This is a genomic window from Plantactinospora endophytica (assembly GCF_016862915.1).
Lineage (GTDB): Bacteria > Actinomycetota > Actinomycetes > Mycobacteriales > Micromonosporaceae > Plantactinospora > Plantactinospora endophytica.
This window is the reverse complement of record NZ_BONW01000005.1, coordinates 62,917-88,890: the sequence shown is the minus strand read 5'-3', so window position 1 is coordinate 88,890 and position 25,974 is coordinate 62,917. Positions and strand designations below refer to the sequence as shown.

Annotated in this window: 23 protein-coding genes and 1 riboswitch; of the genes, 1 reads left to right on the top strand and 22 read right to left on the bottom strand. The window is 71.9% G+C overall.

Translation table 11 applies throughout. The features are described 5' to 3' along the window. Positions 1-23 precede the first annotated feature (23 nt). From Pen02_RS07775 to rimP, 22 genes are all read right to left on the bottom strand, one after another. Complete coding sequence (locus Pen02_RS07775) at positions 24-1,421, bottom strand: ABC transporter substrate-binding protein (RefSeq protein ID WP_203865256.1); 1,398 nt, start codon at positions 1,419-1,421, stop codon at positions 24-26. Then, complete coding sequence (locus Pen02_RS07770) at positions 1,418-2,566, bottom strand: GlnX family signal transduction membrane protein (RefSeq protein ID WP_203865255.1); 1,149 nt, start codon at positions 2,564-2,566, stop codon at positions 1,418-1,420. The genes Pen02_RS07775 and Pen02_RS07770 overlap by 4 nt, the downstream gene beginning before the upstream one ends. Continuing rightward, on the bottom strand, positions 2,563-4,116 hold the full coding sequence (locus Pen02_RS07765; RefSeq protein WP_203865254.1) for a vWA domain-containing protein: 1,554 nt from the start codon (positions 4,114-4,116) through the stop codon (positions 2,563-2,565). Before Pen02_RS07765 ends, Pen02_RS07770 begins: the two co-directional genes overlap by 4 nt. A gap of 157 nt (positions 4,117-4,273) precedes the next feature. Beyond that, entirely contained in the window at positions 4,274-6,643 is a 2,370-nt protein-coding gene (locus Pen02_RS07760; protein WP_203865253.1) for a serine/threonine-protein kinase, read from the bottom strand. Further along, complete coding sequence (locus Pen02_RS07755) at positions 6,640-8,364, bottom strand: S1 family peptidase (RefSeq protein ID WP_203865252.1); 1,725 nt, start codon at positions 8,362-8,364, stop codon at positions 6,640-6,642. The genes Pen02_RS07760 and Pen02_RS07755 overlap by 4 nt, the downstream gene beginning before the upstream one ends. 431 nt (positions 8,365-8,795) lie before the next feature. Then, a complete protein-coding gene (locus tag Pen02_RS07745; RefSeq protein WP_203865251.1) occupies positions 8,796-9,659 on the bottom strand; it encodes a transporter substrate-binding domain-containing protein in 864 nt (287 codons plus the stop codon). Continuing rightward, positions 9,656-10,321 carry a hypothetical protein gene (locus tag Pen02_RS07740; RefSeq protein WP_203865250.1) on the bottom strand — a complete coding sequence of 222 codons (666 nt, stop codon included), beginning with the start codon at positions 10,319-10,321 and terminating at the stop codon, positions 9,656-9,658. Before Pen02_RS07740 ends, Pen02_RS07745 begins: the two co-directional genes overlap by 4 nt. Positions 10,322-10,557: 236 nt before the next feature. Continuing rightward, a complete protein-coding gene (locus Pen02_RS07735) occupies positions 10,558-11,481 on the bottom strand; it encodes an MOSC domain-containing protein (RefSeq protein ID WP_203865249.1) in 924 nt (307 codons plus the stop codon). 12 nt (positions 11,482-11,493) lie between these two features. Further along, a riboswitch (S-adenosyl-L-homocysteine riboswitch) is annotated at positions 11,494-11,573 on the bottom strand. An 82-nt stretch (positions 11,574-11,655) separates the two neighbouring features. Further along, on the bottom strand, positions 11,656-12,174 hold the full coding sequence (locus Pen02_RS07730; RefSeq protein ID WP_203865248.1) for a hypothetical protein: 519 nt from the start codon (positions 12,172-12,174) through the stop codon (positions 11,656-11,658). Further along, entirely contained in the window at positions 12,174-13,811 is a 1,638-nt protein-coding gene (locus tag Pen02_RS07725) for an alpha/beta hydrolase (RefSeq protein WP_203865247.1), read from the bottom strand. The genes Pen02_RS07730 and Pen02_RS07725 overlap by 1 nt, the downstream gene beginning before the upstream one ends. A gap of 49 nt (positions 13,812-13,860) precedes the next feature. Beyond that, positions 13,861-14,172 carry a hypothetical protein gene (locus tag Pen02_RS07720; protein ID WP_203865246.1) on the bottom strand — a complete coding sequence of 104 codons (312 nt, stop codon included), beginning with the start codon at positions 14,170-14,172 and terminating at the stop codon, positions 13,861-13,863. A 124-nt stretch (positions 14,173-14,296) separates the two neighbouring features. Then, complete coding sequence (locus tag Pen02_RS07715) at positions 14,297-15,934, bottom strand: alpha/beta hydrolase (protein WP_203865245.1); 1,638 nt, start codon at positions 15,932-15,934, stop codon at positions 14,297-14,299. A gap of 5 nt (positions 15,935-15,939) precedes the next feature. After that, positions 15,940-16,308, bottom strand: a complete 369-nt coding sequence (locus Pen02_RS07710; RefSeq protein ID WP_203865244.1) for a WXG100 family type VII secretion target — start codon at positions 16,306-16,308, stop codon at positions 15,940-15,942. Between the two features lie 860 nt (positions 16,309-17,168). Continuing rightward, positions 17,169-17,378, bottom strand: a complete 210-nt coding sequence (locus Pen02_RS07705) for a DUF6186 family protein (RefSeq protein WP_203865243.1) — start codon at positions 17,376-17,378, stop codon at positions 17,169-17,171. After that, on the bottom strand, positions 17,375-17,782 hold the full coding sequence (locus Pen02_RS07700; RefSeq protein ID WP_203865242.1) for a hypothetical protein: 408 nt from the start codon (positions 17,780-17,782) through the stop codon (positions 17,375-17,377). Before Pen02_RS07700 ends, Pen02_RS07705 begins: the two co-directional genes overlap by 4 nt. 53 nt (positions 17,783-17,835) lie before the next feature. Then, positions 17,836-18,897, bottom strand: coding sequence for a DHH family phosphoesterase (locus Pen02_RS07695; RefSeq protein ID WP_203865479.1), 1,062 nt, complete (start codon positions 18,895-18,897; stop codon positions 17,836-17,838). A 20-nt stretch (positions 18,898-18,917) separates the two neighbouring features. After that, positions 18,918-19,409 (bottom strand): 30S ribosome-binding factor RbfA, encoded by a 492-nt coding sequence (gene rbfA / locus Pen02_RS07690; RefSeq protein WP_203865241.1) that lies wholly within the window; start codon positions 19,407-19,409, stop codon positions 18,918-18,920. 160 nt (positions 19,410-19,569) lie between these two features. Then, a complete protein-coding gene (locus Pen02_RS07685) occupies positions 19,570-19,863 on the bottom strand; it encodes a DUF503 domain-containing protein (RefSeq protein WP_203865240.1) in 294 nt (97 codons plus the stop codon). Between the two features lie 168 nt (positions 19,864-20,031). After that, complete coding sequence (infB, locus tag Pen02_RS07680; protein ID WP_203865239.1) at positions 20,032-23,031, bottom strand: translation initiation factor IF-2; 3,000 nt, start codon at positions 23,029-23,031, stop codon at positions 20,032-20,034. A 93-nt stretch (positions 23,032-23,124) separates the two neighbouring features. Continuing rightward, positions 23,125-23,436, bottom strand: a complete 312-nt coding sequence (locus tag Pen02_RS07675; protein ID WP_239140313.1) for a YlxR family protein — start codon at positions 23,434-23,436, stop codon at positions 23,125-23,127. 48 nt (positions 23,437-23,484) lie between these two features. Next, positions 23,485-24,540, bottom strand: a complete 1,056-nt coding sequence (gene nusA / locus Pen02_RS07670; protein WP_203865237.1) for a transcription termination factor NusA — start codon at positions 24,538-24,540, stop codon at positions 23,485-23,487. Beyond that, on the bottom strand, positions 24,537-25,232 hold the full coding sequence (gene rimP, locus Pen02_RS07665) for a ribosome maturation factor RimP (protein ID WP_203865236.1): 696 nt from the start codon (positions 25,230-25,232) through the stop codon (positions 24,537-24,539). Before rimP ends, nusA begins: the two co-directional genes overlap by 4 nt. A gap of 244 nt (positions 25,233-25,476) precedes the next feature. Here rimP and Pen02_RS07660 point away from each other — a divergent pair, with 244 nt between their 5' ends. Further along, a complete protein-coding gene (locus tag Pen02_RS07660; RefSeq protein ID WP_203865478.1) occupies positions 25,477-25,935 on the top strand; it encodes a hypothetical protein in 459 nt (152 codons plus the stop codon). The last annotated feature ends 39 nt before the right edge of the window (positions 25,936-25,974 follow it).

Below are 25,974 nucleotides of genomic sequence, written 5' to 3'. Positions count from 1 at the left end.
CGGCACCGTTCGGCCAGGTTCCCTCACTGACCTGATTCGCTGCACGTGCCCCTGGGTAGCCACTCCTCCGCTCCGATGGAGGCGCGGAGCCGTTCGAGGGTGCCGAGCAGCGCGTCGAGCCGGTCCGGGTACTGCAAGTACTCCAGCACCGCGTGCTGGAACGCGTTCGCCATCGCGGTCGGCATCACGTCCGAGGCGTCCAGACACAGTGGGCTCGTACCCGCCGTCAGCGTCTCGGCGATCTCCCATTTCACCTCGGCCCGCCTGTCGTCACCAGCCGGCGCGGTGGGCCTGTCCGGACCGACCTCCCGGTTGACCGAGAAAAAGGTGCCGGCACTGCTGCCCTGCCAGATCGCCTGCGCCTCGTCCGTGGCCAGGAACCTGATCAGGTCCTTCGCCGCCGTCTTGTCGGTGAACAGCCCGGCGAAGTCGGCCGACACCACCGAACCCTGCCGGCTGGCGCCGTCCGCCTCGGGACCGCCGAAGGTCGGGAAGGGAAAGTAGTCGGCGCGGGCCACGTCCGCCGCCCGGACGGCGGCGCCCCGGTCGTCGTCCGGATAACCGTCCCGGATGCCGACCACGAACGACGCCTGGTGTTCGAAGCGGCAGCCGGGCTGGTCGGTGAACATCGGCCGGCCGGCGTCGGTGAACTCGGTCAGCAGCGCGGCGGCGGCACCACCCCGGACCATCCCCGAAGCGTTGACCAGGTCGCCCCAGGCCGTCCAGGCCGCCGTCATCTCCGGGGACGTCCAGGCGAGCCCACCGGAGGACCATCTGTCGTACGCGGCCCGCCCGGAGCGGTGCAGCAGGATGTCCTCGATCCAGTCCGTACCCGGCCAGCCGGAGCCCGGCGTCGCGCTCATCCCCAGGCACCAGGGTGTCGCGCCCGTCGACGCCAGTGCCCGACTGGTCTCGACCAGCGCCTCCCAGCTCTGCGGCTCGTCCGCCGGACCGAACGGCACCCGACCGGGCACGTACCAGACGAGGCTCTTCAGGTCGGCCTTGATCGGTACCACGTCCAGCTCGCCGCCGTCGTCCAGTTGCGCCCACTCGCGCCACTGCCGGCTCATCGACGACTCGGGTTCGCCGCCGAGCGGTCGCAGCACGTCCCGGCGGTGGTAGGCCGCCATCTCGCTCAGGGTCGGCAGCACCGCGACGTCCGGCGGGGTGCCCTTCTGCACCTCGGCGAGGAGGATCTGGCGTACGGCGCGGCTGCCCTGGTAGTCGACCTCGATGCCGTACTCGTCCTCGAACCGGTCCAGCACCCTGCGGAAGCTTTCCTCCTCTGCGCCGGTCCAGGAGGCCAGCACCGTCACCGTCCGCTCGTCGGGTTGACCGAGGCAGCCGCCGAGGCCGACTGCCGTGACCAGCACCGGCAGCACGAGCAGGTGGGCGATTGTGCGTCGCGTCGGCTGCCTCATCTCGACCGGTACCGGTATTCCTCGATGCGCGGGCGCAGCCCCCACCAGACGAGCAACACGATCGGCGACGCCAGCAGCAGTACGACGAAGGCACCGGACGTCGCGCTGGTGGCTGCCGCCGCCTGCCCGGTGACCTCCTGCGCGCCCTCCAGCACGGCTCGGTCCGACGCCGGCGTCGGGGCCGGGGCCGGGGACGACGGGGCAGCCGAGCCGAGACCGGTACGGAAGATCTCGCTGGTGATGTCGCATCCTCGATCCGGCGGGCAGAACTCGGTGACGAGGCCGTCCAGTGCGCTCATGCCCTCCCGGTCGGCAGCGCTGAACTGCTCCCCCGACAGCCGGCGTACCTGCGACAGTTCCTCCTCGGCGTCGGCCAGTTGCGCCTTCGAGACCAGCGCGAACGACGTGCCGGCGGCGAGTACGGCGAGCAGTGCGGTCGCGGTGGCGAGCCCCCAGTTGACCGCCCGCCGGAACCGCCGACGCAGGAAGACCTGTGTGCCGACCAGCAGGAGCAGCAGGAGCAGCACCGGCAGCACCCACACCAGGGTCGCGGCCGGGCTCAGCCATCCCGACGAGAGTCGCGTCTCCAGGGCGGCGGTCTCCGCCGCGATGAGGCTGTCGAGTTGGGCCAGGATGCCGTCCGCGGAGTGCAGCAGGCGGGAGGCGTACCACAGGTAGGCGGTGGAGAGGCCGTCCCGGCCGTCCTTCCCGTAGTGCGCGTACGCCTGGCCGACCAGGTCGTTGTACCGGACCAGCAGCCCTTCGACGACCTGGAGCTGCCGGCTGCTGGTGTCGGCCGCGGAGCCGATGTCCTCGGCCGCCTGGGCCAGGCTCTGGCTGGCGGCGGCGATCTGGTTCTGGTATTCCTCGCCGGGCCCGGCCAGTCTCGCCTGCCCGGTCCGGAAGCTGTCGATCGCCGCCGTGTCGGCCCGGACCAGGGCGGTACGGACCGCCGACAACTCCATCACCGAGGGCAGGCTCCGGGTGCGTACCGTCTCGGCGGTGCGGTGGGTACCCCAGACGACGGCGAGCGAGCTGGCCAGCACCAGCACCGTCGCGCCGAGCAGACAGCCGAGCAGGCGCAGCAGCGTACGCCGGGTCGTGCTCGGTCGTCCCGTCCCGTCGCCGGCCACCGGCGCCGTCACGCCGCCCCCTCGCCAGATCCCGTGCCGTTGCCGGATGCCGTGCCGTTGCCGGATCCCGTGCCGTCGCCGGATCCCGTGCCGTCGCCGGATCCCGTGCCGTCGAACGGGCGTTGGCACGACTCGCAGGCCAACGCGGTCGGCGGTGAGATGCGTCCGCACGGGCAGACCTGGTCCGGCCCGGTCCGCTTCGGCGGCTCCGGCCGTGGCTGTCGGGCGTCCCACTGTGCCCCCGAGCCGGCCATCACCGAACTCATCGCGGCCCGGAGCAGGGCGCTGCGGGTCCAGTCGTCCCTGAGCCGGACCGGGTGGTCGGAGTCGCCGGTGATGTGCACCAGGCCGGCCAGCCGGTGCAGGATCTCGGTGTCGCCGAGCCGCTCCGCCAGCCCGACGGCGAGCCCGAACTGTGTCTCCGCAGCCTCCCGGTCGCCGGCTTCCAGGGCGTCGCAGCCGGCCGCCACCGCCTCGCCCAACTCCTCCTGCCCCAGGTGCCGGGCGACCAGCGGCTCGATCCGGGTCGGCGCGACCGGGTCGTCCGTCCAGCGCAGCAGGATCGGCTTCGGGTCGGCGCACCGCTCGCCCGCCGTGAGCAGGTCGACCCGGGCCGCCCGGAGATCCTCGTCCAGCGGCGGGCGGTCACCGTCGTACCGGTGGCCGATCGCCAGGTCCACCAGGAAGTCCCGGCTCTCCTCGCCCGTCCAGGAGCCGGTGTAGAACTCGCTGGTCCGCTCGTCCAGCACGGTCGCGTGCTCGGTCAGGTCGGCGAGCGTCGGTGTCTCCTGCCGCAACGAGCGCAGCCGTACGCCGGGTGCAGTGGTGAGCCGGATCCGCAGGTCGGGTACGCGCTTGCCCATCGCTCTGTCCATGATGGACCGAAAGTCGGCCGCGAGGTCGTCGACGTGCCCGATCGCCTCGGCCGTGCCGCGCAGCACGGAGGTGATCCGGAGCAGTTGCCGGTGATCCCAGTCCTCGCCGATGCCCCGGGCGTCACAGACGAAGTTGCCGGCGCAGGAGGTCAACACCTCCTCCAGGTACTCCGGCGTCTCGTGCTCGTTGCGCCCGTCGGTCAGCAGGACGACGTGCCGCACCGACTGCGGGTACGGCGCCAGGAGCTGGTCCGCCAACCGCAGCCAGCCGCCCATCGCCGTGCCACCGCCGTCGTAGAGGTGTCCGGTGGCCTGCTTCGCCGCCGCCCGGGCGCTGTCCCCGGCGACGGCCATCGTCGCCCGCTCCGGGTACACCATCCGGGTGGTGTCGGTGCCGGCGACGATGGCGAAGCTGCTGCCGTCCCGGATGCTGTCGATCGCGGCCCGGGTGGCCTGCTTCGCCGCCGTCATCTTCGCCGGTGGATAGCCCATCGAACTGGAGCAGTCGACGAGTACCACCACCGCCGCCGAGGTCGGTGCCGGTGTCGCCACCGCAGCGGCGGCGGAGCGTGCCGTCACCCTGAGCACGACCGCCATCCCGGTGTCCGAGGTGGACCGGTACCGGTTCTGCACGACCTCCAGCCCGAAGGCGTGTGGCGGTCCGCCCCCGCCAGGCCCTGGCATCATGCCGTCGCCTCCTCTCGGCCCGTCACCGTCGCCTCGTCGAAACCGCACCATCGGATCCCGGAGAACCGGGTTCTCGGAGCCTCACCATCGGATCCCCGGAGCATCGGGTCCTCGGAGCCGCACCATCGGATCCCCGGAGCACCTGGTCCTCGGAGCCTCACCATCGGGTCCTTGGTCGTACCGCGTTCGCGAGGTCCACCAGCGCGCCGTGGTCGCCCGCCGTCCGGGCCTGGCGGGCGAGTACCCGCATCGACCGTTCCAGCCGCAGCCGCAGGTGGTGTTCGGTCAACTCCGGGCCGAGCACTTCGCCGTCGCCGAGCCCACCCACTGCGCCCTCCGCGTGCGGCGGTTTCGCCCCGCCCGCCACGGCACCACCGCGCGACGGGGCTGCCCCGGGCACGGCGGCGCCTGCGCCAAGCGGAGCCGATCCGGGCACGGCGGCGCCCGCGCGAAGCGAAGCCGATCCGGGCACGGTGCCGTCGCGGAGCAGGCCCAGCGCCGCCGCCTGGACCAGTGCGGTCATCCGCTCCCTGGCCTCCCCGGTCTCGTTGCCGCCGTCCAGGTGCAGCGCGGACAGCCGCCGGACCGCCTCGTCGACGTCGGCCGGGGCCGGCCCGCCGACCGGCAGCCGGCCGCAGAGGATTCGGACCGCCGCCACCCGGGCCCGCTCGTAGTGCAGGGTCTCCCTCGGCACCTCGTCCAGGATCCGCACCGCCCCGGCCCGGTCGCCGTCGCGCAGCCGCAGCCGGGCCAGCCCGAACGCCGCGCTGCCCTCGCTCCGGTCCCGCCGCCAGATCGCCTGGTAACAGAGCCCTGCCCGGTCGTACCCGGCCAGGTGCTCGGCACAGTAGCCGAGGGCGAGCTTCGGGGCGATCTCGCCCGGACAGTCGGAGTAGACGGCGTCGAACTCGACCTCGGCCGTCGCCACGTCGTCGCGGGCCAGCCCGAGCAGCCCCCGGTGCCACCGGATCCGCCAGTCGTGCCGGGCCCGGGCACCGAGGTCGGCCGCCGCCGCGTCCAGGGACCGGGCCGCACTGCCCGGATCGCCGGCTTCCAGGTACGCCCGGCAGAGTGCGAACTGGATTTCCGCCGAACGCCGGCCGGAGTTGGCCAACTTCTCGATCAGTCCGCGTGGGTCCGCCGCACCGGCGGTCGCCAGCAGGTCCGCCGCGTCGTCGTCCGGGTCAACGATCGGCGGCGGCAGGCCACCGGCCGCCCGGGACGGGGCGGGCGGCGCGACGTCGAGTTGGTCGGTCTCGCCCCGGATCCAGAGGTCCAGCCCGGGTACGGCACCGAGCCCGTTGTCCAGCAGTACCGGGGTCGGGGCGAAGACCGCCGACCGGACCGGGTGGGGCCGGCCGGTACGCAGCGACAGCAGTTCCCGGAGCACCCCTTTGAGCTGCTGGGACATCTCCGCTGCGGTGGCGAACCGGTGATCGTGCCCGGCGACCGCCCGGTCGACCAGCCGCTCGAACGACTTCACCCCGAACGCGATCCGGTCCGCGTCGCTTCCCGCCGGCCTGTCCCGGCGTCCCTCCTCGCTGACCTCGAAGAGCACCTGAAGCGTCCGGCCGACGGTGTGGATGTCCGACCGGACGGTCAGTCCGTGCCGACGGATCTCCTCGGGCGGAACCTGGAAGAAGTCCGTGCCGACCGCCGGGCTGGTGCTGTCGTCGAGTTGGCGTACGCCGCCGATGTCGATCACCTTGATCCGGTCCGGACAACGGATCACGTTCGCCGGCTTCATGTCGCAGTAGAGCAGGCCCCGGCCGTGCAGGTACTCCAGCGCCGCGAGGATCTCGTGCCCGTACGCGAGCACGTGCTCGATCGGCAGCGGTCCGGCGCTCCGGGCCAGCAGGGCCTCCTGGACGTCCTGCAACGACTGCCCGTTGAGGTATTCCATCACGATGTAGCCGGTCTGCTCACCGCTCTGCGGGTCGCGGTGGCTGACCGCGTTGAAGATCCGGACGATGTTGGGGTGGTCGAGGGTGGTGAGGAAGCGCCGTTCGGCGACCGCCAGCCGCAGTGCGGCCTCGTCGTTGGTGATCAGCCCCTTGAGCGCGACCAGGTTGTCGTCCAGGTGGGTGTCCCGGGCCAGGTACACCCAGCCGAGACCGCCCCGGGCCAGGCAGCCCTCGACCTCGTACTGGTCGGCCACCAGGTCGCCCCGGCGCAGCTTCGGAACGAACGAGTACGGCGTCCGGCACTGGCCGCAGAAGCCCTCCGGCAGTCCGGGCTGGCCGGCGTACCCACGGCCGACCTCGTTGCGGCACCGGCCGCAGTACCGGCCCGACTCCGGCACCTCCGTGTCGCCGCGTAGCCGGCTGACCGGGTCGGGAAGTTCGAGTTCCGGCATCGGCACCAGGCCGCCGACCAGCCACGACTGGCCGCCGGTCACCGTCGATCCGAGTACGACGGGCGGCGGCTCGGCGGCCGGCCCGGGCAGTGGCCGTCGCCCGCACCGGTCGCAGAAGCCGGTCTCGTCCACCATCCCGCCGCAGGCCGGCCGGTTGCACCTGTTCGTCACCGCGCCCCGCCCGACATCCCGCCCGGTGTCTCAGACTGTCGGGGGCGCGGGCCAGAGTCGTCCGGCTCGGCGGCCCGGCGCCGGATGGCCGCGCCGTACCGGTCGACCAACGCGGCGCAGGCGGACAGCTCGGCCGGCCCGCGCCAGAGCGCCTCGTGGGCGTCGCGGTACCGCGTGGTCAACTCCGGATCCTCCCGCAGCCGCTCGGGTACGCCGGAGCGGTAGCCGTCGAGCCGGTCCCGCAGTCGGTCGCGTTCGTCGAGCAGCGCATCCAGTTCCCGTCGCGCCTGCCTGGCGGCGTCCAGCGCCAGGTCGGCCCTGCGTCGGCAGGACTCGATCCGGGGCAGCAGCGGAGTCTCGCCGGGCTGGGCGGCGGCGGCACGCAACGCGGTCAACCGCAGCCGCAGCGCCGGCTCCCGGAACGACGGTACGGGCGCCGGGGCGACCCGGGCGGCGACGTAGGCGTACCGTTCCCGGGCGGCCTGTTCGGCGGCCCGGACGTCGGCGATCCGCGCCGCCAGCAGCTCGGTCGCCACGTACGGAAGGCTCGGCGCGTCTTGGTCGTGGAAGACCAGCAGCAGCCGGAGCTCGTGTCCGGCGACCTGCTCCGCGATCGGCCGCACCACCTCGGCGGCCAGCGCCTGCGGATCGGCGGCCCGGTCGGCACCGTCGAGCACCAGGTTCATCGCCGGCGGTTCGCCGGCCAGGCTGTCGGCCAGGGACTTCTCCGGGTCGGCGCCGACGTTCATCCAGTTGACGATCCGGCTGCTCACCTCGTGCGCGGTCCGCCCGGAGACGTCGAGGGCCAGGTCGATCCGGCCCGGCGGCGGTTCTCCGGCGGCGGCCGGCACCGGCCCGCCCCGATCGGCGTCGCCGGGCCGGAACTCCCGGCTGGTCCGCAGCACCACGTCGCGCAGGGCGGCGTGCGCCGCCGAACCCGGCGCGGTGACGATGATCCTGGTGTCCGGCGGGGCGCCGGGCGCGAGGAAGTCGGTGAGCTGCCGGACGACGGCCTCGTCGGTCGCTCCCGGGGCGGTCGGCTCGGCGAAGCTGGCGTCGACCGCCGAGTCGCCGCTGACCCATTCCCGCACCCGGGGCAGGTACCTGATGATCGTCTCGACCGGGATCATCCAGGACAGCGCCGAGCCCCGGCCGGCGAGATAGCTGACCACGATCCCCAGCACCTGGTCGGTCTCCTCGTCGAAGACCGCTGTGCCGCTGAATCCGGGCTCGACCGCCGGGCCGGTCGGGTCGGAGTCGAGCTGGATCCACTCACCACCCGGACCGCCGTCCCCGGCGAGCCGGGCCCGGGCCCAGACCCCGGTCGGCACGATCGCCGGGAAGCCGAACATCCGGACGGCCCGGCGGGCGCTCGACGGCAGCCGGCGCAGCATCGGGCCGGTGCCTACGGCCAGCGGCTCGGCGAGCCGGAGCAGTGCCAGGTCGGCCCGGCGGTCGTCCTGGGGCGGGCGCCAGCAGCCGTCGACCACCCGGCCGGCGATCACCCGACTCCGGGCCGGCGTGCCGGCGGGATCCCGTCCGACCAGTTCCACCTGGAAGTCCTGGTCCGGCCGTCCGGCCCGCTCGCCCGGCGCCTCGGAGAGCAGGATGTGCGCGCAGGTCAGCACGTACCGGTCGCCGAGCACGATGCCGGCGCCGCGAATTCCGGCCCGATCGTCCCGGATGCACGCCCGCCACTGTGTGCTGCCCGAATGCGACACATGGCAACGTTATTCGCAGGTGTCGTATCGATGCCACCCGGAATAACGTCGGAAATCGGTCCGCCTTCCGCCGCAGTCGACCGCCGGGCCGCGCCCGGCACCCACACTCGGGTGTAGCTGCTGACCTGGCGCAGGTACGCCCGAGCATCACGAGCGCTCGCACCGACCTGGCTACCCGGTCGACGGTGAGCCACGGAGAGCGGTGTTCGGATGTCCGTGGTGCTCGGTCCGCGACAACGCCCCGAGCCCGACCTGATCGTCGTACGCGCCGACGCGGACGTCGACCACGACCAGACGTCGTACCCGGTCGAGGCGCCCGCGCTCGCGGTGGAGGTGGTCTCCCCCGACTCGTGGCTGCGCGACCGCGAGCTCGCTGCCGCAGCTCTGCCGCCTTCGGACATTCGGTGGTCGGGGAGGACCGAATGTCGCCGTTACGAGGGTTTCTCGCACGGGGTGAGGTCCCGGGAGTTCGGTTTACGGTCCTTCGGCGACACGCCGGGAAGCTTGCTACGGAACGTGTCGTCCCATTCCTCGTCGATGAACTTGGCAAGCTTTCCCCGGAGGAAGTTGCACAGTCCCGGGCGGTTGTTCCGCACACCGATCCCGTACCGTTCGTGTCCGAATCGGATGTCGGGGACGACCCGGAGACTCCGCCCAGGGTCGTGGGCGACGATGCCGTCAAGCAGTACCCGGTCCGTCGAGAACGCGTACGCGCTGCCATCTCGGACCCGATCGACGCAGCGCTGGATCGTGTTCTCCGACAACGGATTGATCCTCTTACCGGCCAGGAGGCGAGTCTCCCCGGTCGATCCGAGCGTCACGCAGACCGTCTTGTTCTCGATGTCGTCGAGCGTCCTGACCGGGCTGCCCGCAAGGGTCATGACCCCTTGCGCGTCGGTGAGGTACGGCCCGGAGAAGTCTATGTCCTCGCGACGCTCGTCGGTCATCGAGAAGTTGGCGATGACCAGCTTGATCTCACTCGCCTCGGTCAGCCGGCTCATGCGCTCGTCGGTGGTGAGCGGGACGTACTGCGGGTCGAAGCCGATCTCGCGGCTGAGCCAGTTGCCCAACGTGATGTCGAAGCCGTCCCAGACACCGTTGGAGTATTCGCTCCAACCGGGAAGGTCGATGTTGACGCCGATGCTCACGATGCCGGACAGGTATTCCTCAGGATCGACTTCGGCCTCGCCCTCACCGCAGCCGGACGCGAGTACGACGGAAGTGGCGAGGAGGATGCCGATCCACCGCCTGACCTGATTCACGGTCGCCATTTCTACCTCTACTCCAGCAATCACCACGGGACACGATGCAGGACGGCGTGGGTGAGGGCCACGGTCAGGACGCACTCCTGGTCGGGTGGCCCTTTGACGAGGAGGTTCAACTCCACCTGCTCGACACCGTCGGGGATCGTGATCGCGGTCTCGACACCGTGCCGGGCCTCCGTGACCCCGATGCGCTGGCCGTCGACGACTGTCGTGATCATCAGTCGGGCAGGAAGAACGCAGTCGCCCGGGGTGCTGTCGGTGCTGAGGGCGGGGGTGAAGGTCAGCTCGCCACGCCACTGCGATCTCGCGAGCTTCGGGTTGACGGTGACCGACTCCCCTTCACCGAGCACGGACGCCGACCCGAACCGTACGTCCACGTCGGCGTACCGGTCGTACCACAACCAGCCGAACGCGGGTAACACCGCGCCCACCAGCAGCGTGAGCGCTCCGACTGCGATCTTCCGCCGGGTACTGACCGGCGCCCGGTACGCCACGTGTTCTCTCCGGGCGAAGATCGCACTGGCCGCCGCGTAGATCGCGAACGGCAGCCCGATCACCTGTGCCAGATTCGCGCCCCATTCGCCGAGCGCGAGCAGGGCGATGGTCAGGGCGACCGTCGGAACCGCCAGCGGCACCATCCAGTACGCGTGCTGCGCGAGCGTGTGCCGTGCTCGACCTCGGATGTGATCCATTGTCGTCCTTCAGCGACGGTGGAACCGGGGGAGATGGCGATCCGGGTGCGCGGTGGTCAGGGACAGCTCACGATGTCAGGCTCTACATGGTGGCACACGGTCACCCGGCCTTCACCCTGACGATCAGCTCTACGGCGATTCGTCCTGTATGTGGACTCCGGACGCCTCCTACCGGGTGAGCGACAGCGGACTACCCGACCGGGCCGGCCCGGAGATCGCGGGATCCGCCGTACCTGTCATCCGCGATCACGAGCCCGTGCCGTCGCCCCGCCGACCGCCGCCGGGATGATCGATCCGACCAACTCCGTCCGGGGCGCCTCCTGCCAGTGGCCGACAGCCACCTCGTCCCCGACACCCAGCACACCCACGGCGACAACCGCGTACTTGACGCCAAAAGCGATCTTGCCGTCGATCCGGCGGTAGTCGGCGAGGGTACGCAGCGGCTCGGGCCCGGTCTTCGACCCGGCGAGCTGGTCGACGGTGGTGACCACGCAGCGGTCGGCGAGCTTGGCGTAGCCGAGGTCGACGGCGCCGATCCGGAGCCGCCGGGCCCGGTCCTCGGTGTGCGGGACGTCCCACCCGGCCACCACGATGTTCGGGCGGAACCTGCCCATCGGCACCGGCGCCGAACCGCGCCCGACGAGCCGCTCGTTGAGTAGGTCCAGTGTGGACAGCGACAGCAGGTGCACCGCGCAACTGTCGGCGTAACCGGAGGTGCCCGGCGTCTCCCCGTCGGTGACCCGGTCGTGCTCCGGTGGCACCCGCACCAGCCTGCTGGGCGTGCCGAGCACCCGGGACAGCCATCCGGCGACCGCTTCGCCCTGGTCGATGCCCCGGAATCGGGCGCCGAACAGCAGCACGTCGCGGCGTACCGCGTCGATCTCCACCGCCAGGTCCAGCGGATCGGTGCCGGGCGCGTGCAGCGTCAGCCGGGTGCCGTCGGCGGTGACCATCGGGCGGACCAGCGCCAGCCGGGGATCCCGGCGCTGGCTGCGGAACACCCCGGCCGGGTCGACCACCATGAAACTGCGGTCGTGGGCGAGGCCGGCCGGGGTCACCTGGCTGCGCGCGAGCGGCATCCCGGCGCAACCCTTGATCGGGTACGTGACCAGCTCTCGGACGACGCCCTGCGGGGCGCGGAACACGACGGGGTCGGACATCGACGGCTCCTCCACCTGGAGGCGCCCTTGTCCCGATGAGGGTGCCGGGTCGAGCGTGGCGGACATGGTCCGTCGCAGCGCCCCTCGAACCGACCTCGACAGTCTGCGCAGGGCCGCCGCCCGCCGTCAAGGCCGGAGCCGTCGTTACTGGAGTGTTCCGGGTCTATCCCGAGGTCACTGCGGGTCCGGCGTGCCGTTCTGCCAGACGCAGGGCGAGCTGCCGATCAGGTAGATGTCGACCGAGCCCGGCGCGCGGTTGTAGACGGTGATGCTGACCCGGTAGCCGTCGGCCGGGTCCTCGACGCTCAGCCGGGGGTCGCTGCGGTCCCGCAGATCGTTGACGATCTTGTAATCCTGCTGCTGCCAGTACTCCGCCAGCTTCGGCAGCGCCTGGTCGGCGGGCCAGTTCCCCGGGAAGACCACCTCGTACTGCTGCTCGACGAAGACCCGTCCGGCCGGACCGCCGTCGGTCGGATCGTCGCAGGGCAGCGTGCCGCTGTTGCCGAACGGCTTCAGCTCGGCGCCCGGCGGAAGCTGTGAATGGGTCTCCCGGAGGATCTCCTCCACCCGCTGGGCCGCCTGTACGGCGGTGACGGTGGGCTGCACGTCGTCGTCTCCTCCACATGCCGATGTCGCCACTCCGGTGACCAGGAAGGCCGCCAGTAACGCGGTGCGCCGACGCCACGCGCCCATCAGGTCACCTTGCCGTTCTGCCCGGTCGCGATGTACGCGATGTTCTCCCGGGCCAGGTTCCCGTCGTCCCAGTACGCCGAGTGGGTCGCGCCCTCGTTGTCCGGGTCGCCCGGATTGCTGGTGAAGACCCGGCCGCCGAAGTCCTCCCGGGTCGGGTCGTTGCCGTGCGCGATGTCCCAGTCGGGTACCCGCTTGATGGCGTCGTGTTCGGCCCGGGTGGCCCACACCTCCTGGGTGGGGACACCCTTCAGGTCGGACGCCGAGTTGGTGTCCACCCCGGGCGAGCCGACGAAGACCACGGCGTCGGCGTTGATCCCGGCGCCCGTGGCGGCGTGCCCGATCACCGTCGAGCCGTAGCTGTGCCCGAGGACGACGTTGCGGGACGGTTCGCCGTCGTGGGTGGCCCGCAGGCCGTTCTGGAACTGGTTGAGTTCCGGCGCACCGCCCTCGGCCGAGCCGTCGAACGGTGCGTTCCAGGCGATCGAGTCCGGCGCGTCGTAGCCGAGCCAGAGCAGCGAGGCGGTCTCCTGGCTCGGGTCGACCCGCTTGGCGTCCAGGGCCATCCGGTCGGCCCGGTCGATGTCGCCGCCCACCTTGGACAGCTCGGCGCCGGTGCCGGGGACGTACGTCAGCACGTTGTCGGCGGCGTCCGGGTTGCCGACCGAGACGATCGCCCGGCCGTCGTCGGCGGTGGAGAGCCCGATCAGGTACGCCCGGGGCTTGCCCGGATCCTCCAGCCGATCGTCGATCTTGTTGAGCCCGCGCAGGTTGCCGTCGATCCGCTCCCGCTCTTCCTTGATCTTTTCGAGTTCGCTCAACGCGGCTCCGGCCGGGTTGCCGGCGTTCGGATAGAGTTCCGCGCCGCGCCCCTGCTCGACCATGGCCCGGATGTGCGCCTCCCGGGCGTCCAGATCGGCCCGGCGCTGGGTCAAGCCGTCAAGCTCCCGGTCCAGCACGATCCGGTTGGCGATGTCCCGATTGGCCACCGGTACGCCGTCCAGCGCCCCGATCAGCTCGGGGTACTCCGACATCACGTAGCGGCGCTGGGCCGGGGAGAGCGAGTCCCACCACTTCTTCACGTCGGCCGGATCGGTGCCCTTGGCCGGCACGCTGGACTTGTCCACTGCGGCTGACGGGGTACCGGACGCGGTCGCGGTGTTCTCCGCGATCGTCTTCGCGGTCCGGCCGTCCAGCTCGGCGGCCTCCTTGAGCAGCGCGTCCCGCTGCCACACCAGGCTGGACATGGACCGTGCGGTCCACTCGTTGGCGTGCGCCGGGTCCATCGTCATCGACCCGTCCGGGTTGACGGTGACGTGCGCGGCGCGGCCCTGCTCGACCAGTTCCTCGGCCCGGGCGCGCAGTTCGGCGACGTCGGTGCCGTGCTGGGCGAGCGCCTGGGCGATCAGCAGGATCGGCGGGAACGCGGTGTCGAGTTCCTTGCGCAACCCGTCGCAGTGCGCGCCCGCCGCCTGCGACGCCGCGCCGGACTCCCACACGTCGGGCAGCCGCCGGGCCGACAGGGCGAGCGCGTCGGCCCGCTCGTCGGTCGACCTGCCGAGCTTGTCCCAGCCGGCCGCCGCCTTCCGCCACGCCTCCGGGTCGGCGTTGAGCACCATCTCGAACGTCATCCCCGCCATGACGGCTCCCCGCCTCGGGCGGGCGGATGCACGCATTGTGTCCGGCGACTCATTCCACCCGCATCCCGCCGTGCCGCTGACCGGCGCGCTGGTCCGAGCCCTGGTAGTTGTTGGCGGAGTCGATCAGCGACTGTCCGGCCGCCTCCGTCCGGCCACCGAGCCCGTTGAGATAGGACTCCCAGCCCTCCGAAGCCTTGACCGTCGCGTCGAGGGTGGCCCAGCCGTTGACCCCGGGTCCGCCCGGTGGCACCAGTTGACCCTCGACCGCCGTGACGTTGCGTTTCAGTTCGGCGCCGTGTCCGACGATCTCCCCGCCCAACGTCCGCAATCCGGGCACGTTCACCCGTACCGGCTGCGTCATCCCGCCTCCCCGTTACACCTCGGGGGCTGTCACCCGGCCGACCGGGCCCCGTTGGGCAAGCAATATACCAACGTCGACCCACCGGTCCGGTCTCGTCGGACGCACCCACCCGACGGTACGGCCGTCACCGGACCCCGTCCGGGTGCCCGGTCACGATGTTCGCGATGTTCTCCCGGGCCAGGTTCCCGAAATCCCAGTACGACGAGTGAGCCTTCGTCCAGTCGGCGGCGTCGCCCGGGTCACTGCCGAACACCCGTCCGCCGAACGCCGGCTCGGTCGGGTCGATGCCGTACCACCCGTCCCAACTCTTGTTCGCGATCTGGTCGTTCGCCGCCCGGGTGACCCACACCTCGTCTGCGGTGACTCCCCGGAACTCGAGCGCCGAGTTGACGCCCGCCGCCGGCGCACCGAGCAGGATCACGCCACTGGCGTTGATCCCTGTGCCGCTGGCGGCATGCCCGACGACCAGTGAACCGTAACTGTGCCCGAGGACGATGTTGCGGGACGGCTCCCCCTCGTGGGTGAGCCGCAGGCCGTTCTGGAAGCGGTTCAGCTCCTGCGCGCCATCCTCGGCGTAGCTGGCGAAGGGGGCGTTCGTGACGGCATCGTTCGGAGTGTCGTAGCCGAGCCAGTACACAGAGGCGGTCTGCCGGCTCGGATCGACCCTGGCGGCGTCCGACGCCATCGCGTCGGCCCGGTCGATGCCGTAGACCGTCCCCGACAGGTCCACACCGACACCGGGGACGTACGTCAGCACGCTGTCGGCGGCGTCCGGGTTGTTGACCGAGACGATCGCCCGGCCGTCGTCCACGGTGGAGAGACCGATCAGGTACGCCCGAGGCTTCTCCGGGTTTTCCAGCCGGGCGTCGATCTGCTCTAGCCCGGGCAGGGTCCGGTTGATTTGTCCCCGCTCGTCCGCGATCTCGCGGAGCTCACGCTGCGCGAGCAGCGTCCCCGGATGGTGCTGGCCCGGATAGAGTTCGGCGGCGCGTCCCTGCTCGACCATGTTCCGGATGCGCGCCTCCCGGGCGTCCAACTCGGCCCGGCGCTCGAGTCGGCCATCCAGTTCCCGGTCCAGCGTGATCCGGTTGGCGATGTCCCGGTTGGCCACCGGCACCCCGTCCAGCGACCCGACCAGCTCCGGATATTCCGCCATGGCGTAGCGGCGCTGGGCCGGGGAGAGCGAATCCCACCACCGCTTCACGGCCGCCGGGTCGGTACCCCTGGCCGGCACGGTCGACCGGTCCACCTGGGCCGTCGTCGGGCCGGACGCGCTCGGCATGTTCTCGGCGATGATCTTCCCGGTCCGCGCGTCGAGTTCGGCGGCCTGCCGCAGCACCGCGTCCCGGGCCGAGACCAGGTGGGACAGCGAGCGGGCGGTGGACTCGGTCGTGTGCGCCGGGTCGGCGGTCATCGACCCGTCCGGGTGGACGGTGATGTGTGCGGCCCGGCCCTGCTCCACGAGTTCCCGGGCCCGGGCGCGCAGTTCGGCGACCGTGTTGCCGTGCTGGGCGAGCGCCTGGGCGATCAGCAGCACCGGCGGGTACGTCGCGTCGAGTTCCTTGCAGAGGCTGTCGCAGTGTGCGCCGGCCGCCGTGGATGCCGGACCGGACTCCCAGACCCCGGACATCCGTTTCTTCGACCGGACCAGGGCATCGACCCGTTCGTCGAGCGATCGGCCGAGGTTGTCCCAGTCGGCCGCCGCCTTCCGCCACGGCTCCGGGTCGGCTCGCAGCACCATCTCGAAGGACATCCCCGCCATGCCGGCTAGCCCACCGAGCCGGAGCGGGGAGCCTGCGCGGTCGGTGCCGCCGGTGCGCGCGGCGGCATCCTGCGGACCCGGCCGAGCCGCCGGGTGGAGCGCTGCTCCGCCTCCTGGTAGCCGTCGGCGGCACCGGTCAGCAGCTTGCCGCTGGCCTCGATCCGGCCGGCGAGCGTGTCGAGATAGGACTTCCAGCCGGTGGAGGCCCTGGCCGTCGCGTCGAGGGTGACCCAGCCGTCGACTCCGGGACCGGCCGGCGGCACCAGTCGACTCTGGACCGCCGCGAGGTTGCGCCTCAGCTCGGTGCCGTGCCCGGCGATCTCGTCGCCCAGGGTCCGCAGTCCGCTGATGCTGACCCGCACCGGCTGCGTCATCACGTCTCCCCGTCACACCTCGGGAGTTCCCGCCCGGCGACCGGGCCCCGTCGGGGAAGCAATATACCAACGTCGACCTACCGGTCGGAGCTGCCGACAGTCCGCAGAGGCTGGTCGGGCCGTCCTTCCCCGACACACGACCGCACCGGCTGTCCGGGACGGGTCGGAGCCGTCCGGCAGGCCGGTGCGGGCGGAACTGACCGGCTCGTCGGCCGGTGCGAAGGATGGTCGGAAACGGTGCGGACGGGTCCGGCCGGCGGCCGGGTACTGACCCTCACGCGGCTCCGAACTCGGTCACTGGCGGGTGTCCATCGACATCTGCAGTGCGCGACGGGCCTGCTCGCGGGCCTCGTCGGTGTTCTCCGGCTTGGGTTTGGTCGGCTTCGCGGCCATGAGAGAGGCTCCTTCCAGGGTGGGTGGCACCGCACGACACGGTCCACCCCGACGGGGGTCCTGCTGATCGGCCGGGACGGCGGGTCCGGGGTCTCCGGACGATGCGGCCGGGACGGCGTGAGCCCCAGGTCGGTTGACCCTGGGAGGCAGGCGATCTGCGACGGGTTGCCACACCCGGTCACGGGTGGGACCGGTGCGACCGCAACCCTAGGTATCGTTCAGTTCCCTTACCCAAGCTATCGTTCAGGTCCATATCCTGCGCAGCATTCCCGACATGCGAGACGGGACAGGCTGTCAGATCTTGGCAATCGGGCTGGTCAGCGCGCGGGCGGTCCGGCGGTTCGCCCCGGCGACCGGGACTGTGTCGCGCCCGTGCAGGGATCGGGCCCCGACGATGCTCCGGTTCCCGTAACGGTCGTGCCGGACTTCGACGGGGAGGGCCCTTCCCAGATGCGAAACAGGAAGTCTCAGCGGGCGAAGAAGTGCCAGCCCATCCACCACCAGAAACCGAACAGGGCGATCCGGCCGACCGGCACCGGGCCGACCTCGTACCGCATCACGTAGGCGCAGACGTCGCCGAAGGTCGGGATCCGGGAGCCCTCCCGGCGTGCGGCCCACTCGACCGCCACGAAGAGCAGCAACGCCACGGTGAACCCGGCGATCGCGAGATATCTCATCGCCGGACCAACCCCCAGAAGGCGGAGAGCCACCCGAAGTACGCCACCGAGCGGACCAGCGGATCGTCCAGCAGCGGATCAGCGATCTTGGAGAAGGTCGGGAAGTCGTCCCGGGAGCCGAGCATGAACGTGCTGGCCTCGAAGACCCCGAAGACCAGCACCGGTACCAGCCACCAGCCGGCACCCGAGCGCAGCCGGTGCGGTACGGGCCGCCGGGGCACCCGGTTGGCGAGCCCGAGCCACACCAGCGCCCCGCCGGTGCCGATCGCGTAGACGTTCGCCTGTGTCGAGAACGACGGGAACTGCCCGCCGATCAGGGACAGAAAAGTGAGGGTCGGAACCGTGACGACCGGTCGGTCCCAGGCCCGGGGCACATCCGCGGAGAGCTCCGGCTGCTGTTCCATGAGCCGATTGTCCCCGCGCCGCCGTCCGGCGGAAAGCGCGACGCCACCCCGGGTTAATCCTGATCTTGCAGGTCTGCCGGGCCGTTCCCGCTCTCGGCCGCGCCCCGGACCAGCTCGGCCCGGATCGCGTCGACCACCTCGGCCGCCGTCCCGTACCCGGTGAAACCGGCCGCCAGCCGATGCCCGCCACCGCCCAGGGCCACCGCCACCCGGCTCACGTCCGTGGGGCCCTTGCTGCGCATCGAGACCGCCCACTCCCCCTCGGCGACCTGCTTGAGTACGCAGCTCACGTCCGCCTCGGCGGTGCAGCGCACCGAGTCGATCAGCGGCTCCAGGGTGTAGGGGCGCTGCCCGTGCCGGGCCAGGTCGTCCAGGGTCGCGTACGTCCAGACCAGACCGAGCCCACCGGCAGCCAACGGTTCGAGCTGGGTACGCCCCAGCACGTCGCCGTAGAGCCGGACCGCGCCGAACGGCCGGGTGTCGAAGATCCGCCGGGAGATCTCTCCGGGACGGATTCCGGTGGCCAGCAGCCGGGCCGCCATCTCGTGCACCGCCGGAGTGGTCATGTCGAACCGGAACGAGCCGGTGTCGGTGGCCAGCGCGATGTAGAGGCACTCGGCGATCCCCCGGTCCAGCGGCACACCGAGCCGGACCAGCAGCTTCTCCACCACCACGGAGGTGGCGGCGGCGTCCGGGTCGACCAGGTGGATCCCGCCGAACCGGGTGTTCGAGGCGTGGTGGTCCAGCACGATCGCCGCCCCGGCCCGGTCCAGCCGGTCGGCCAGGTCGCCGAGCCGGGAGACGGCCGCGACGTCGAAGCAGATCACCAGGTCCGGATCCGGGTCCGCCTCCGTCGCCGGGACCAGCAGGTCGAGACCGGGGATGTCGCGGAACGGCTCCGGCACCTCCGGCCGGCCGGGGAAGGTGGCCTGGAGCTGGCGTACGCCGAGCCGGCGCAGCCCCAGCCCGAAGCCGAGCATGCTGCCCAGCGCGTCCCCGTCCGGGTTGACGTGACAGATCAGCAGCACCCGACCGTCGGCCGGCAGACGGGTGATGGCGGAGACCGCCGCCGCCCACTCCGCCTCGGTCGGCTGTTCGGCGGCCGGCGGGGACACGTCGGTGAGCAGGGCGCCGCTCACCGACGGTCTCCGGCGCCACCGGCCGGCGGCCGGTCCTCGTCCACCTCGTCGGCGTCGTCGGAGTCGTCGTCCTCGTCGACCTTGTACGGCTGCGACTCGCCCGCGTACTCCGCCTGGGCGGCCAGCCGCTGCACCTCGGCGTCGGCGCTCCGGGCCGCCGCCAGCAGTTCGTCGATCTGCTTGACCTGGTCCTGCACGTCGTCGAGTACGAAGCTGAGGCTCGGCGAGTGGCGCAGCCCCAGTGCCTTGCCGACGGTGCTCCGCAGCAGCCCCTTTGCGCTCTCCAGCGCGGCGGCGGTGGCTGCCTGGTCGGAGGCGTCACCGAGCACGGTGTAGAAGACCGTGGCCTCCCGCAGGTCGGGGGTGATCCGGGCGTCGGTAATGGTGATCATGCCGAGCCGGGGGTCCTTGATCTGGGTGCGTACCACCGACGCCACCAGCTCCCGTACGCGCTCCGCATGTCGACGCACCTTGGCCTGGTCCGTCATCTCCACACCTCCACGGCATCCTGCTCCCGGGCCGGACCGGCGACGCTCCGCGTCGCGGCCGGACCGGCCGACCTGGGAAACACTACCCGCGCATCCTGGCGCGTCGCCGCCGCCGTCAGCCATTGGCCATCCCGGCAGCATCCGCTGGTCAGCACGGGCTTCAGTCCTCCTCGCCGTGCAACCGACGGCGTACGGAGAGCAACTCGACCTCCGGTCGTCCGGCGACCAGACGCTCGCAGGCGTCCAGCACCGTTCCGACGTGGTCCGGTTCGGAGGCGACCAACGCGACCGCGATCTGGGCCCGGCCGTGCAGGTCCAGCGCGCCCACCTCGGCGGCCGAGACCTCGAACTTGCGCAGTGCGGCGACGATGGGGCGGACATAGGACCGCTTGGCCTTCAGGGAGCGCGAGTCTCCGGGCAGCAGCAGGTCGAACAGGGCGGTTCCGGTATACACGGCGGGAAGGGTACGCCATCGCACCCCCGCCGCTCACCGCCTTTCCGCGCACCTGCCCCCACCGCCCGCCGACCCTGGCGGCGCGACGGCAGAGATCCGGTCACCGCCGGCCCTGGACAGGCCGGTGGCCGGAACCCCACGGGTCCCGGCCACCGGTATCGAACTCGCTCAGGCGCGCGGCTTCTCGCGCATCTCGAACGTCTCGATGATGTCCCCGACCTGCACGTTGTTGAAGTTGCTCAACGTCAGACCGCACTCGAAGCCCTCGCGGACCTCGGTGGCGTCGTCCTTGAACCGCTTCAGCGAGCTGATCGAGACGTTGTCGGCCACGACCGTCCCGTCCCGCAGCAGCCGCGCCTTGGCGTTACGGCGGATGACACCGGACCGGACGATACAACCGGCGATGTTTCCGATCTTGGACGAGCGGAAGACGTCGCGGATCTCCGCGCTGCCCAGCTCGACCTCTTCGAACTCCGGCTTGAGCAGCCCCTTGAGCGCGGCGTCGATCTCCTCGATGGCCTGGTAGATGACCGTGTAGTACCGGATCTCCACGCCCTCGCGGTCGGCGATCTCCCGGACCTTGTTCGAGGCCCGGACGTTGAAGCCGATGATCGTGACCGCCTCGGACGAGGCGCTGGCCAGCATGACGTCGCTCTCCGTGATGGCACCGACGCCCCGGTGGATGATCCGCAGTTGGACCTCCGCCGGAATGTCGAGCTTGAAGAGCGCGTCCTCCAGCGCTTCCACCGAGCCGGACCCGTCGCCCTTGAGCACCAGGTTGAGCGAGGTCTTCTCGCCCTCCTTGAGCTGCTCCATGATGGTTTCGAGGCTCGGCCGGCGGTGCGAGTTGGCGAAGCTGGCTGCCCGCCGCCGCGCCTGCCGCTGCTCGGCGATCTGCCGGACCGTACGGTCGTCCTCGGCCGCCAGGAAGGTGTCACCCGCTCCCGGCACCGCGGTCAGACCGAGCACCATGACCGGACGCGCCGGACCGGCCTCGGTGACCGGCTTGCCGTTCTCGTCCAGCATGGCCCGGACCCGGCCGTGCGCCCCACCGGCGACGATCGAGTCGCCGGCCCGCAGGGTGCCCTTCTGCACCAGCACCGTGGCCACCGCACCGCGACCCTTGTCCAGGTGTGCCTCGATCGCCACGCCCTGGGCCGGCCCGTCGATCGGAGCGGTCAGCTCCAGCGACGCGTCGGCGGTCAGCAGGACCGCCTCGAGCAGTTCCTCGATGCCGATGCCCGGCTTGGCCGCCACGTTGACGAACATGGTGTCGCCGCCGTACTCCTCGGCGACCAGACCGTATTCCGTGAGCTGCTGCCGGACCTTGTCCGGGTTGGCCTCCGGCTTGTCGATCTTGTTGACCGCCACCACGATCGGTACGTCCGCCGCCTTGGCGTGGTTGAGCGCCTCGATCGTCTGCGGCATGACGCCGTCGTCGGCGGCGACCACCAGCACCACGATGTCGGTGACCTGGGCACCACGGGCACGCATGGCGGTGAACGCCTCGTGACCCGGGGTGTCGATGACGGTCAGCGCCCGGTCCACACCCTCGTGCGGTACGTGCACCTGGTAGGCACCGATGTGCTGGGTGATGCCACCGGCCTCGCCCTCGACCACGTTCGCCTTGCGGATCGCGTCGAGCAGCTTGGTCTTACCGTGGTCGACGTGACCCATGACGGTCACCACCGGCGGGCGGCTGACCAGCCGCTCGGAGGCGACCTCGGCGTCCAGGTCGATGTTGAACTGCGCGAGCAGCTCGCGGTCCTCGTCCTCCGGGCTGACGATCGAGACCTCGAAGCCGAGGTGCTCGCCCAGCAGCAGCAGGGTGTCGTCGGAGACGGACTGGGTCGCGGTGACCATCTCGCCCAGGTTGAACATCTCCTGGACCAGCGAACCGGGGTTCGCGTTGATCTTGTCCGCGAAGTCCGACAGCGACGCGCCGCGAGGCAGCCGGATGACCTGACCCTGGCCGCGCGGGGCGCCCGAGCTCATGGTCGGTGCGGACAGGTTGTCGAACTCCTGTCTGCGCTGCTTCTTCGACTTGCGGCCACGGGTCGGCTTGCCGCCCGGACGCCCGAAGGCACCCGCGGCACCGCCGCCACGGCCACGACCGCCGCCACCCGGACGTCCGGCACCACCGGCCGGCGCACCGCCACCGGGGCCACCCCGGTAACCGCCGCCACCGGCACCGCCACCGCCGCCGGGGCCGCCACGGTAGCCGCCACCGGCACCGCCACCACCACCGGGACCACCACGGAAGCCACCGCCACCGCCGCCGCCACCGGGGCCGCCGCGGAAACCGCCGCCACCGCCGCCACCGGGACGACCGGCACCGCCACCGCCACCGGGACGGCCGGGGCCGCCACCGCCGGGACGACCGGGCCGCTGCGTCGGCATCGACGCCGGACTCGGCCGGGGCGGCATGGAGGCCGGACTCGGCCGGGGCGGCATGTTCGCCGGGTTGGGTCGGGGCCCGCCCGGTGCGGCCGGACGCTGCCCGCCGGGCGTGATGCCGAACGGGTTGTTACCGCCACTGCGTCCCGGCGGACGGCCACCGGGCCGGCCGGGGCCGGGCGTCGGTGCACCGGGGGGCGCGGGACGCGCGCCGGACGGGGTGCCCGGACGCGGCGGAACGGCATTCGGACCCGGCTTCGGCCGGTTCGTGGGGCCACCGTCGGCCGGCGGCTCGCGCCGGACCGTGTCGTTGCGCTGCTGCCGAGCCGCCTGGGCGGCCTTGACGGTCGCCTCCTGCTCGGCCTTCAGCGCTGCCGCGCGCGCCTCGGCGGCGGCCAGTTCGATGTCGTGCGCGCTCGCCGGCTTGGCGACCGGAGCCGCCGGCTGCGGCGGACCGGGCACCGGCCCCTTGGGCTTCGCCGCTGGCGGCGTCGGCCGCCGGGGCGGTCCCGGCTTCGCGGAGACCCTGGGCTCTCCCGCACCCGGCGCCGGAGCCGCCTTGGGTGCCGGCGGCGGCGTCGGGCTGGCGGCGGGTGCCGCCGGTTCCGGGGACGCGACGAATGCGCCGCGCAGTCGCCGGGCCACGGGGGCCTCGACGGTGCTCGACGCTGATTTGACGAACTCGCCCATTTCCTTCAGCTTGGCGAGAACGGTCTTGCTTTCGACCCCGAGCTCCTTAGCCAGCTCGTGTACGCGGGCCTTGCCTGCCACTGCACTCCTCACTCCGAGGTCGTGCGGGCAGCACCCGCAGCGACCTCACTCGTGCACTTGAAGCCTGGTCATTTCTGGGACTTCATCGTGTGCTCATGTCGGTCGTCCTACCTTGCTCGGGTTCCGTTGCGTCGATCCCGCCCGGCCGGATGACCGGTCGTGGTTGTCGTCGCCTTGGAGGTGCTCGGCCAACTCACTCGCGTCGGGTACGCCAGCGATACGCAGCGCCCGCCCGAAGGCCCGACGCCGCACTGCCAGCGAGAAGCATGCCGGGTCGGGATGCAGGTGCGCTCCCCGCCCTGGCAGCTTACGGGTCGGATCGGGTCGGAGGCTGTGACCAGTCTCATCGCCGACCGCGACGATCCGCAGCAGCTGGCCGGCCGGCGCTCGTTGCCGACAGCCCACACAGGTGCGCTCCGGCTCCGCGCGTCGTACCACTGAGAAAGTCTACCCCTACCCGGCCGAGATCGCTCCGTCCGCCTCGGCCGCGTGATCAGGACCGCCCTGCCGGGCGGCCGGCGCCTGGGTCGGCATCTGCTCCGTATCGGGCCGGATGTCGATCCGCCAACCGGTCAGCCGGGCAGCAAGTCGGGCATTCTGCCCCTCACGCCCGATCGCCAGCGAGAGCTGGAAATCCGGCACGGTCACCCGGGCCGTACGCGTCGCCGCGTCGACCACCTCGACCCGGAGTGCCTTGGCCGGCGAGAGGGCGTTGCCGACGAACTGCGCCGGATCCTCCGACCAGTCGATGATGTCGATCTTCTCACCGTGCAGCTCGCTCATCACCGCCCGGACCCGCTGCCCCATCGGGCCGATGCAGGCGCCCTTGGCGTTCACGCCCGGCACCGTGGAACGGACCGCGATCTTGGTGCGGTGGCCGGCCTCGCGGGCGATCGCGGCGATCTCCACGGTGCCGTCGGCGATCTCCGGCACCTCCAGGGCGAAGAGCTTCTTCACCAGGTTCGGGTGCGACCGGGAAAGGGTGATCTGCGGGCCACGGAAGCCCTTGACCACGTGCACCACCACACAGCGGAGCCGCTGGCCGTGCTCGTACAGCTCGCCGGGGACCTGCTCGGCCTGGGGCAGTACGGCCTCGACCTTGCCCAGGTCGACCGAGACGATGCCCTTCTCGCTGCGCGCCTCGTGCGCCTGCACCACACCGGTGACCAGGTCACCGTCCCGGCCGGCGTACTCACCGAAGTGCACCTCGTCGGTGGCCTCCCGGAGCCGTTGCAGGATGACCTGCTTGGCGGTCATCGCGGCGATCCGACCGAAGTCGTGCGGAGTGTCGTCGAACTCCCGGATCACCGCGCCCTCGTCGTCCTGCTCCTGCGCGTAGACCAGGGCCGCGCCCGTCTTACGGTCGATCTCGACCCGGGCGTGCGCCTGGGCTCCCTCGGTGTGCCGGTACGCCGTCAGCAACGCGGTCTCGATCGCCGCGAGGATCGTGTCGAACGGGATCTCCCGCTCGCGCTCCAGGGCGCGCAACGCCGCGAGGTCGATGTTCACCGCTCCTCGCCCTCCACATCTTCGTCGTCGCCGTTCCCGACGTCGTCATCGTCGTCATCATCACCGTCGGCGGTCAGCTCGTCGTCGGCGATCTCGTCCAGCCGGCCGAACTCCACCTGCACCCGGCCCGGCCCGAGGTCGGGGTACGCCCAGCCGACCGGTCCGGCGTCCGTCTCCAGCAGTACGCGCGTGTCGTCGGCGCCGACCACCCGGGCGGTCAACTGCCGCTCTCCGGGTGCCGGCGGCACCGCCCCGGCGTCGCCGTCCCGCTCCGGGCGCTCGCCCGGCCCCCGTACGGTCACCTTCACCAGGCGGCCGACGTTGCGTCGCCAGTGTCGGGGCTGGGTCAGCGGCCGGTCGACTCCGGGGGAGCTGACCTCGAGCTGGTATTCCCCGGCGACCAGGTCGCCGCCGGTCTCCTCTGCCTGGTCGAGCGCCTTGGAGAGGAGTCGGGAGACGTCCGCCACCGCGTCGAGGCTCACCCCGCCGTCGCCGTCCACCACGGCCCGGACCACGTACCGCCGGCCGGCCCGGGACACCGAAAGGTCCTCCAGGTCGTAGCCGGCGGCGGTGACCACCGGTTCGATCACGGCACGGAGCCGGAGCCGACGCGCGGACGAGTCCTCGCGTGGACGCCCTGGAGCACGGTGGCCCGCCTTCGGCCGACCGTCGCTCCGGCCACGCTGCGTCATCTCCGCCCCTCTCTCACGATCACCGGCCCCGGCCGGTAGCCACACCGGTGTGCCACCGGGCTGAAGCGCCCGGCGGCTGCGCAGAGCGTAACGCGCTGGCCGCCCGAGAGCCCGATCGGCGCACCGACGACCGGCCGTGGCGAGCGTGCCGACCCCGTCGGCGGCACCGATGGTGTTGACTTGCCGGGTGCGGATCGGGAACCCGAAGCAGACGATCGGCGCGCCGGGGCGGTCCCGGCGCGAAGTGGTACGCGGAGTCGCCCTGGTGGCGCTGGTCGGTGCCACCGGCCCGCTCACCGGCTGTGGTCTCTTCGGCGACGAGCCCGATCCGCCTCCGCCGGACCCGCTGGCGCCGTTGATCACTGGTGCCCTCGACCTCGCCGCCCGGTACGACGCCGCGATCACCGCGTTCCCCGAACTGGCCGACCGGCTCCGCCCGGTGGCCGAGGCGCACCGGGCGCACGCCGCCGAGCTGGCCCGGGTGACCGGCACCGCCCTGCCGAGCGCCAGCGCCGCCGCCACGACCCCGGCGGCCGACCCCGGGGCGGGCAGCGCCTCCGCCGCGCTGAGCCAGTTGCGGGAGGCGGAGCAGCAGGGCCGGGAGGCCGCCGCCAAGGCGTGCACCGAGGCGCCGGCCAGCCGGTCCGCGCTGGTCGGGTCGATCGCCGCCGCCCGGGCGACCCACCTGGAGGTGCTCCGGTGACCGTGGACGAGGCGACCCGGGACGTCGGTGTGTGTCGCG

Excerpts from the sequence above, each read along its gene's own strand:
- Pen02_RS07775 (WP_203865256.1), bottom strand. The coding sequence starts at position 1,421 with ATGAGGCAGCCGACGCGACGCACAATCGCCCACCTGCTCGTGCTGCCG.
- Pen02_RS07765 (WP_203865254.1), bottom strand. The coding sequence starts at position 4,116 with ATGATGCCAGGGCCTGGCGGGGGCGGACCGCCACACGCCTTCGGGCTG.
- Pen02_RS07740 (WP_203865250.1), bottom strand. The coding sequence starts at position 10,321 with ATGGATCACATCCGAGGTCGAGCACGGCACACGCTCGCGCAGCACGCG.
- Pen02_RS07735 (WP_203865249.1), bottom strand. The coding sequence starts at position 11,481 with ATGTCCGACCCCGTCGTGTTCCGCGCCCCGCAGGGCGTCGTCCGAGAG.
- Pen02_RS07730 (WP_203865248.1), bottom strand. The coding sequence starts at position 12,174 with ATGGGCGCGTGGCGTCGGCGCACCGCGTTACTGGCGGCCTTCCTGGTC.
- Pen02_RS07725 (WP_203865247.1), bottom strand. The coding sequence starts at position 13,811 with ATGGCGGGGATGACGTTCGAGATGGTGCTCAACGCCGACCCGGAGGCG.
- Pen02_RS07720 (WP_203865246.1), bottom strand. The coding sequence starts at position 14,172 with ATGACGCAGCCGGTACGGGTGAACGTGCCCGGATTGCGGACGTTGGGC.
- Pen02_RS07715 (WP_203865245.1), bottom strand. The coding sequence starts at position 15,934 with ATGGCGGGGATGTCCTTCGAGATGGTGCTGCGAGCCGACCCGGAGCCG.
- Pen02_RS07710 (WP_203865244.1), bottom strand. The coding sequence starts at position 16,308 with ATGACGCAGCCGGTGCGGGTCAGCATCAGCGGACTGCGGACCCTGGGC.
- Pen02_RS07705 (WP_203865243.1), bottom strand. The coding sequence starts at position 17,378 with ATGAGATATCTCGCGATCGCCGGGTTCACCGTGGCGTTGCTGCTCTTC.
- Pen02_RS07700 (WP_203865242.1), bottom strand. The coding sequence starts at position 17,782 with ATGGAACAGCAGCCGGAGCTCTCCGCGGATGTGCCCCGGGCCTGGGAC.
- rbfA (WP_203865241.1), bottom strand. The coding sequence starts at position 19,409 with ATGACGGACCAGGCCAAGGTGCGTCGACATGCGGAGCGCGTACGGGAG.
- rimP (WP_203865236.1), bottom strand. The coding sequence starts at position 25,232 with ATGACGCAGCGTGGCCGGAGCGACGGTCGGCCGAAGGCGGGCCACCGT.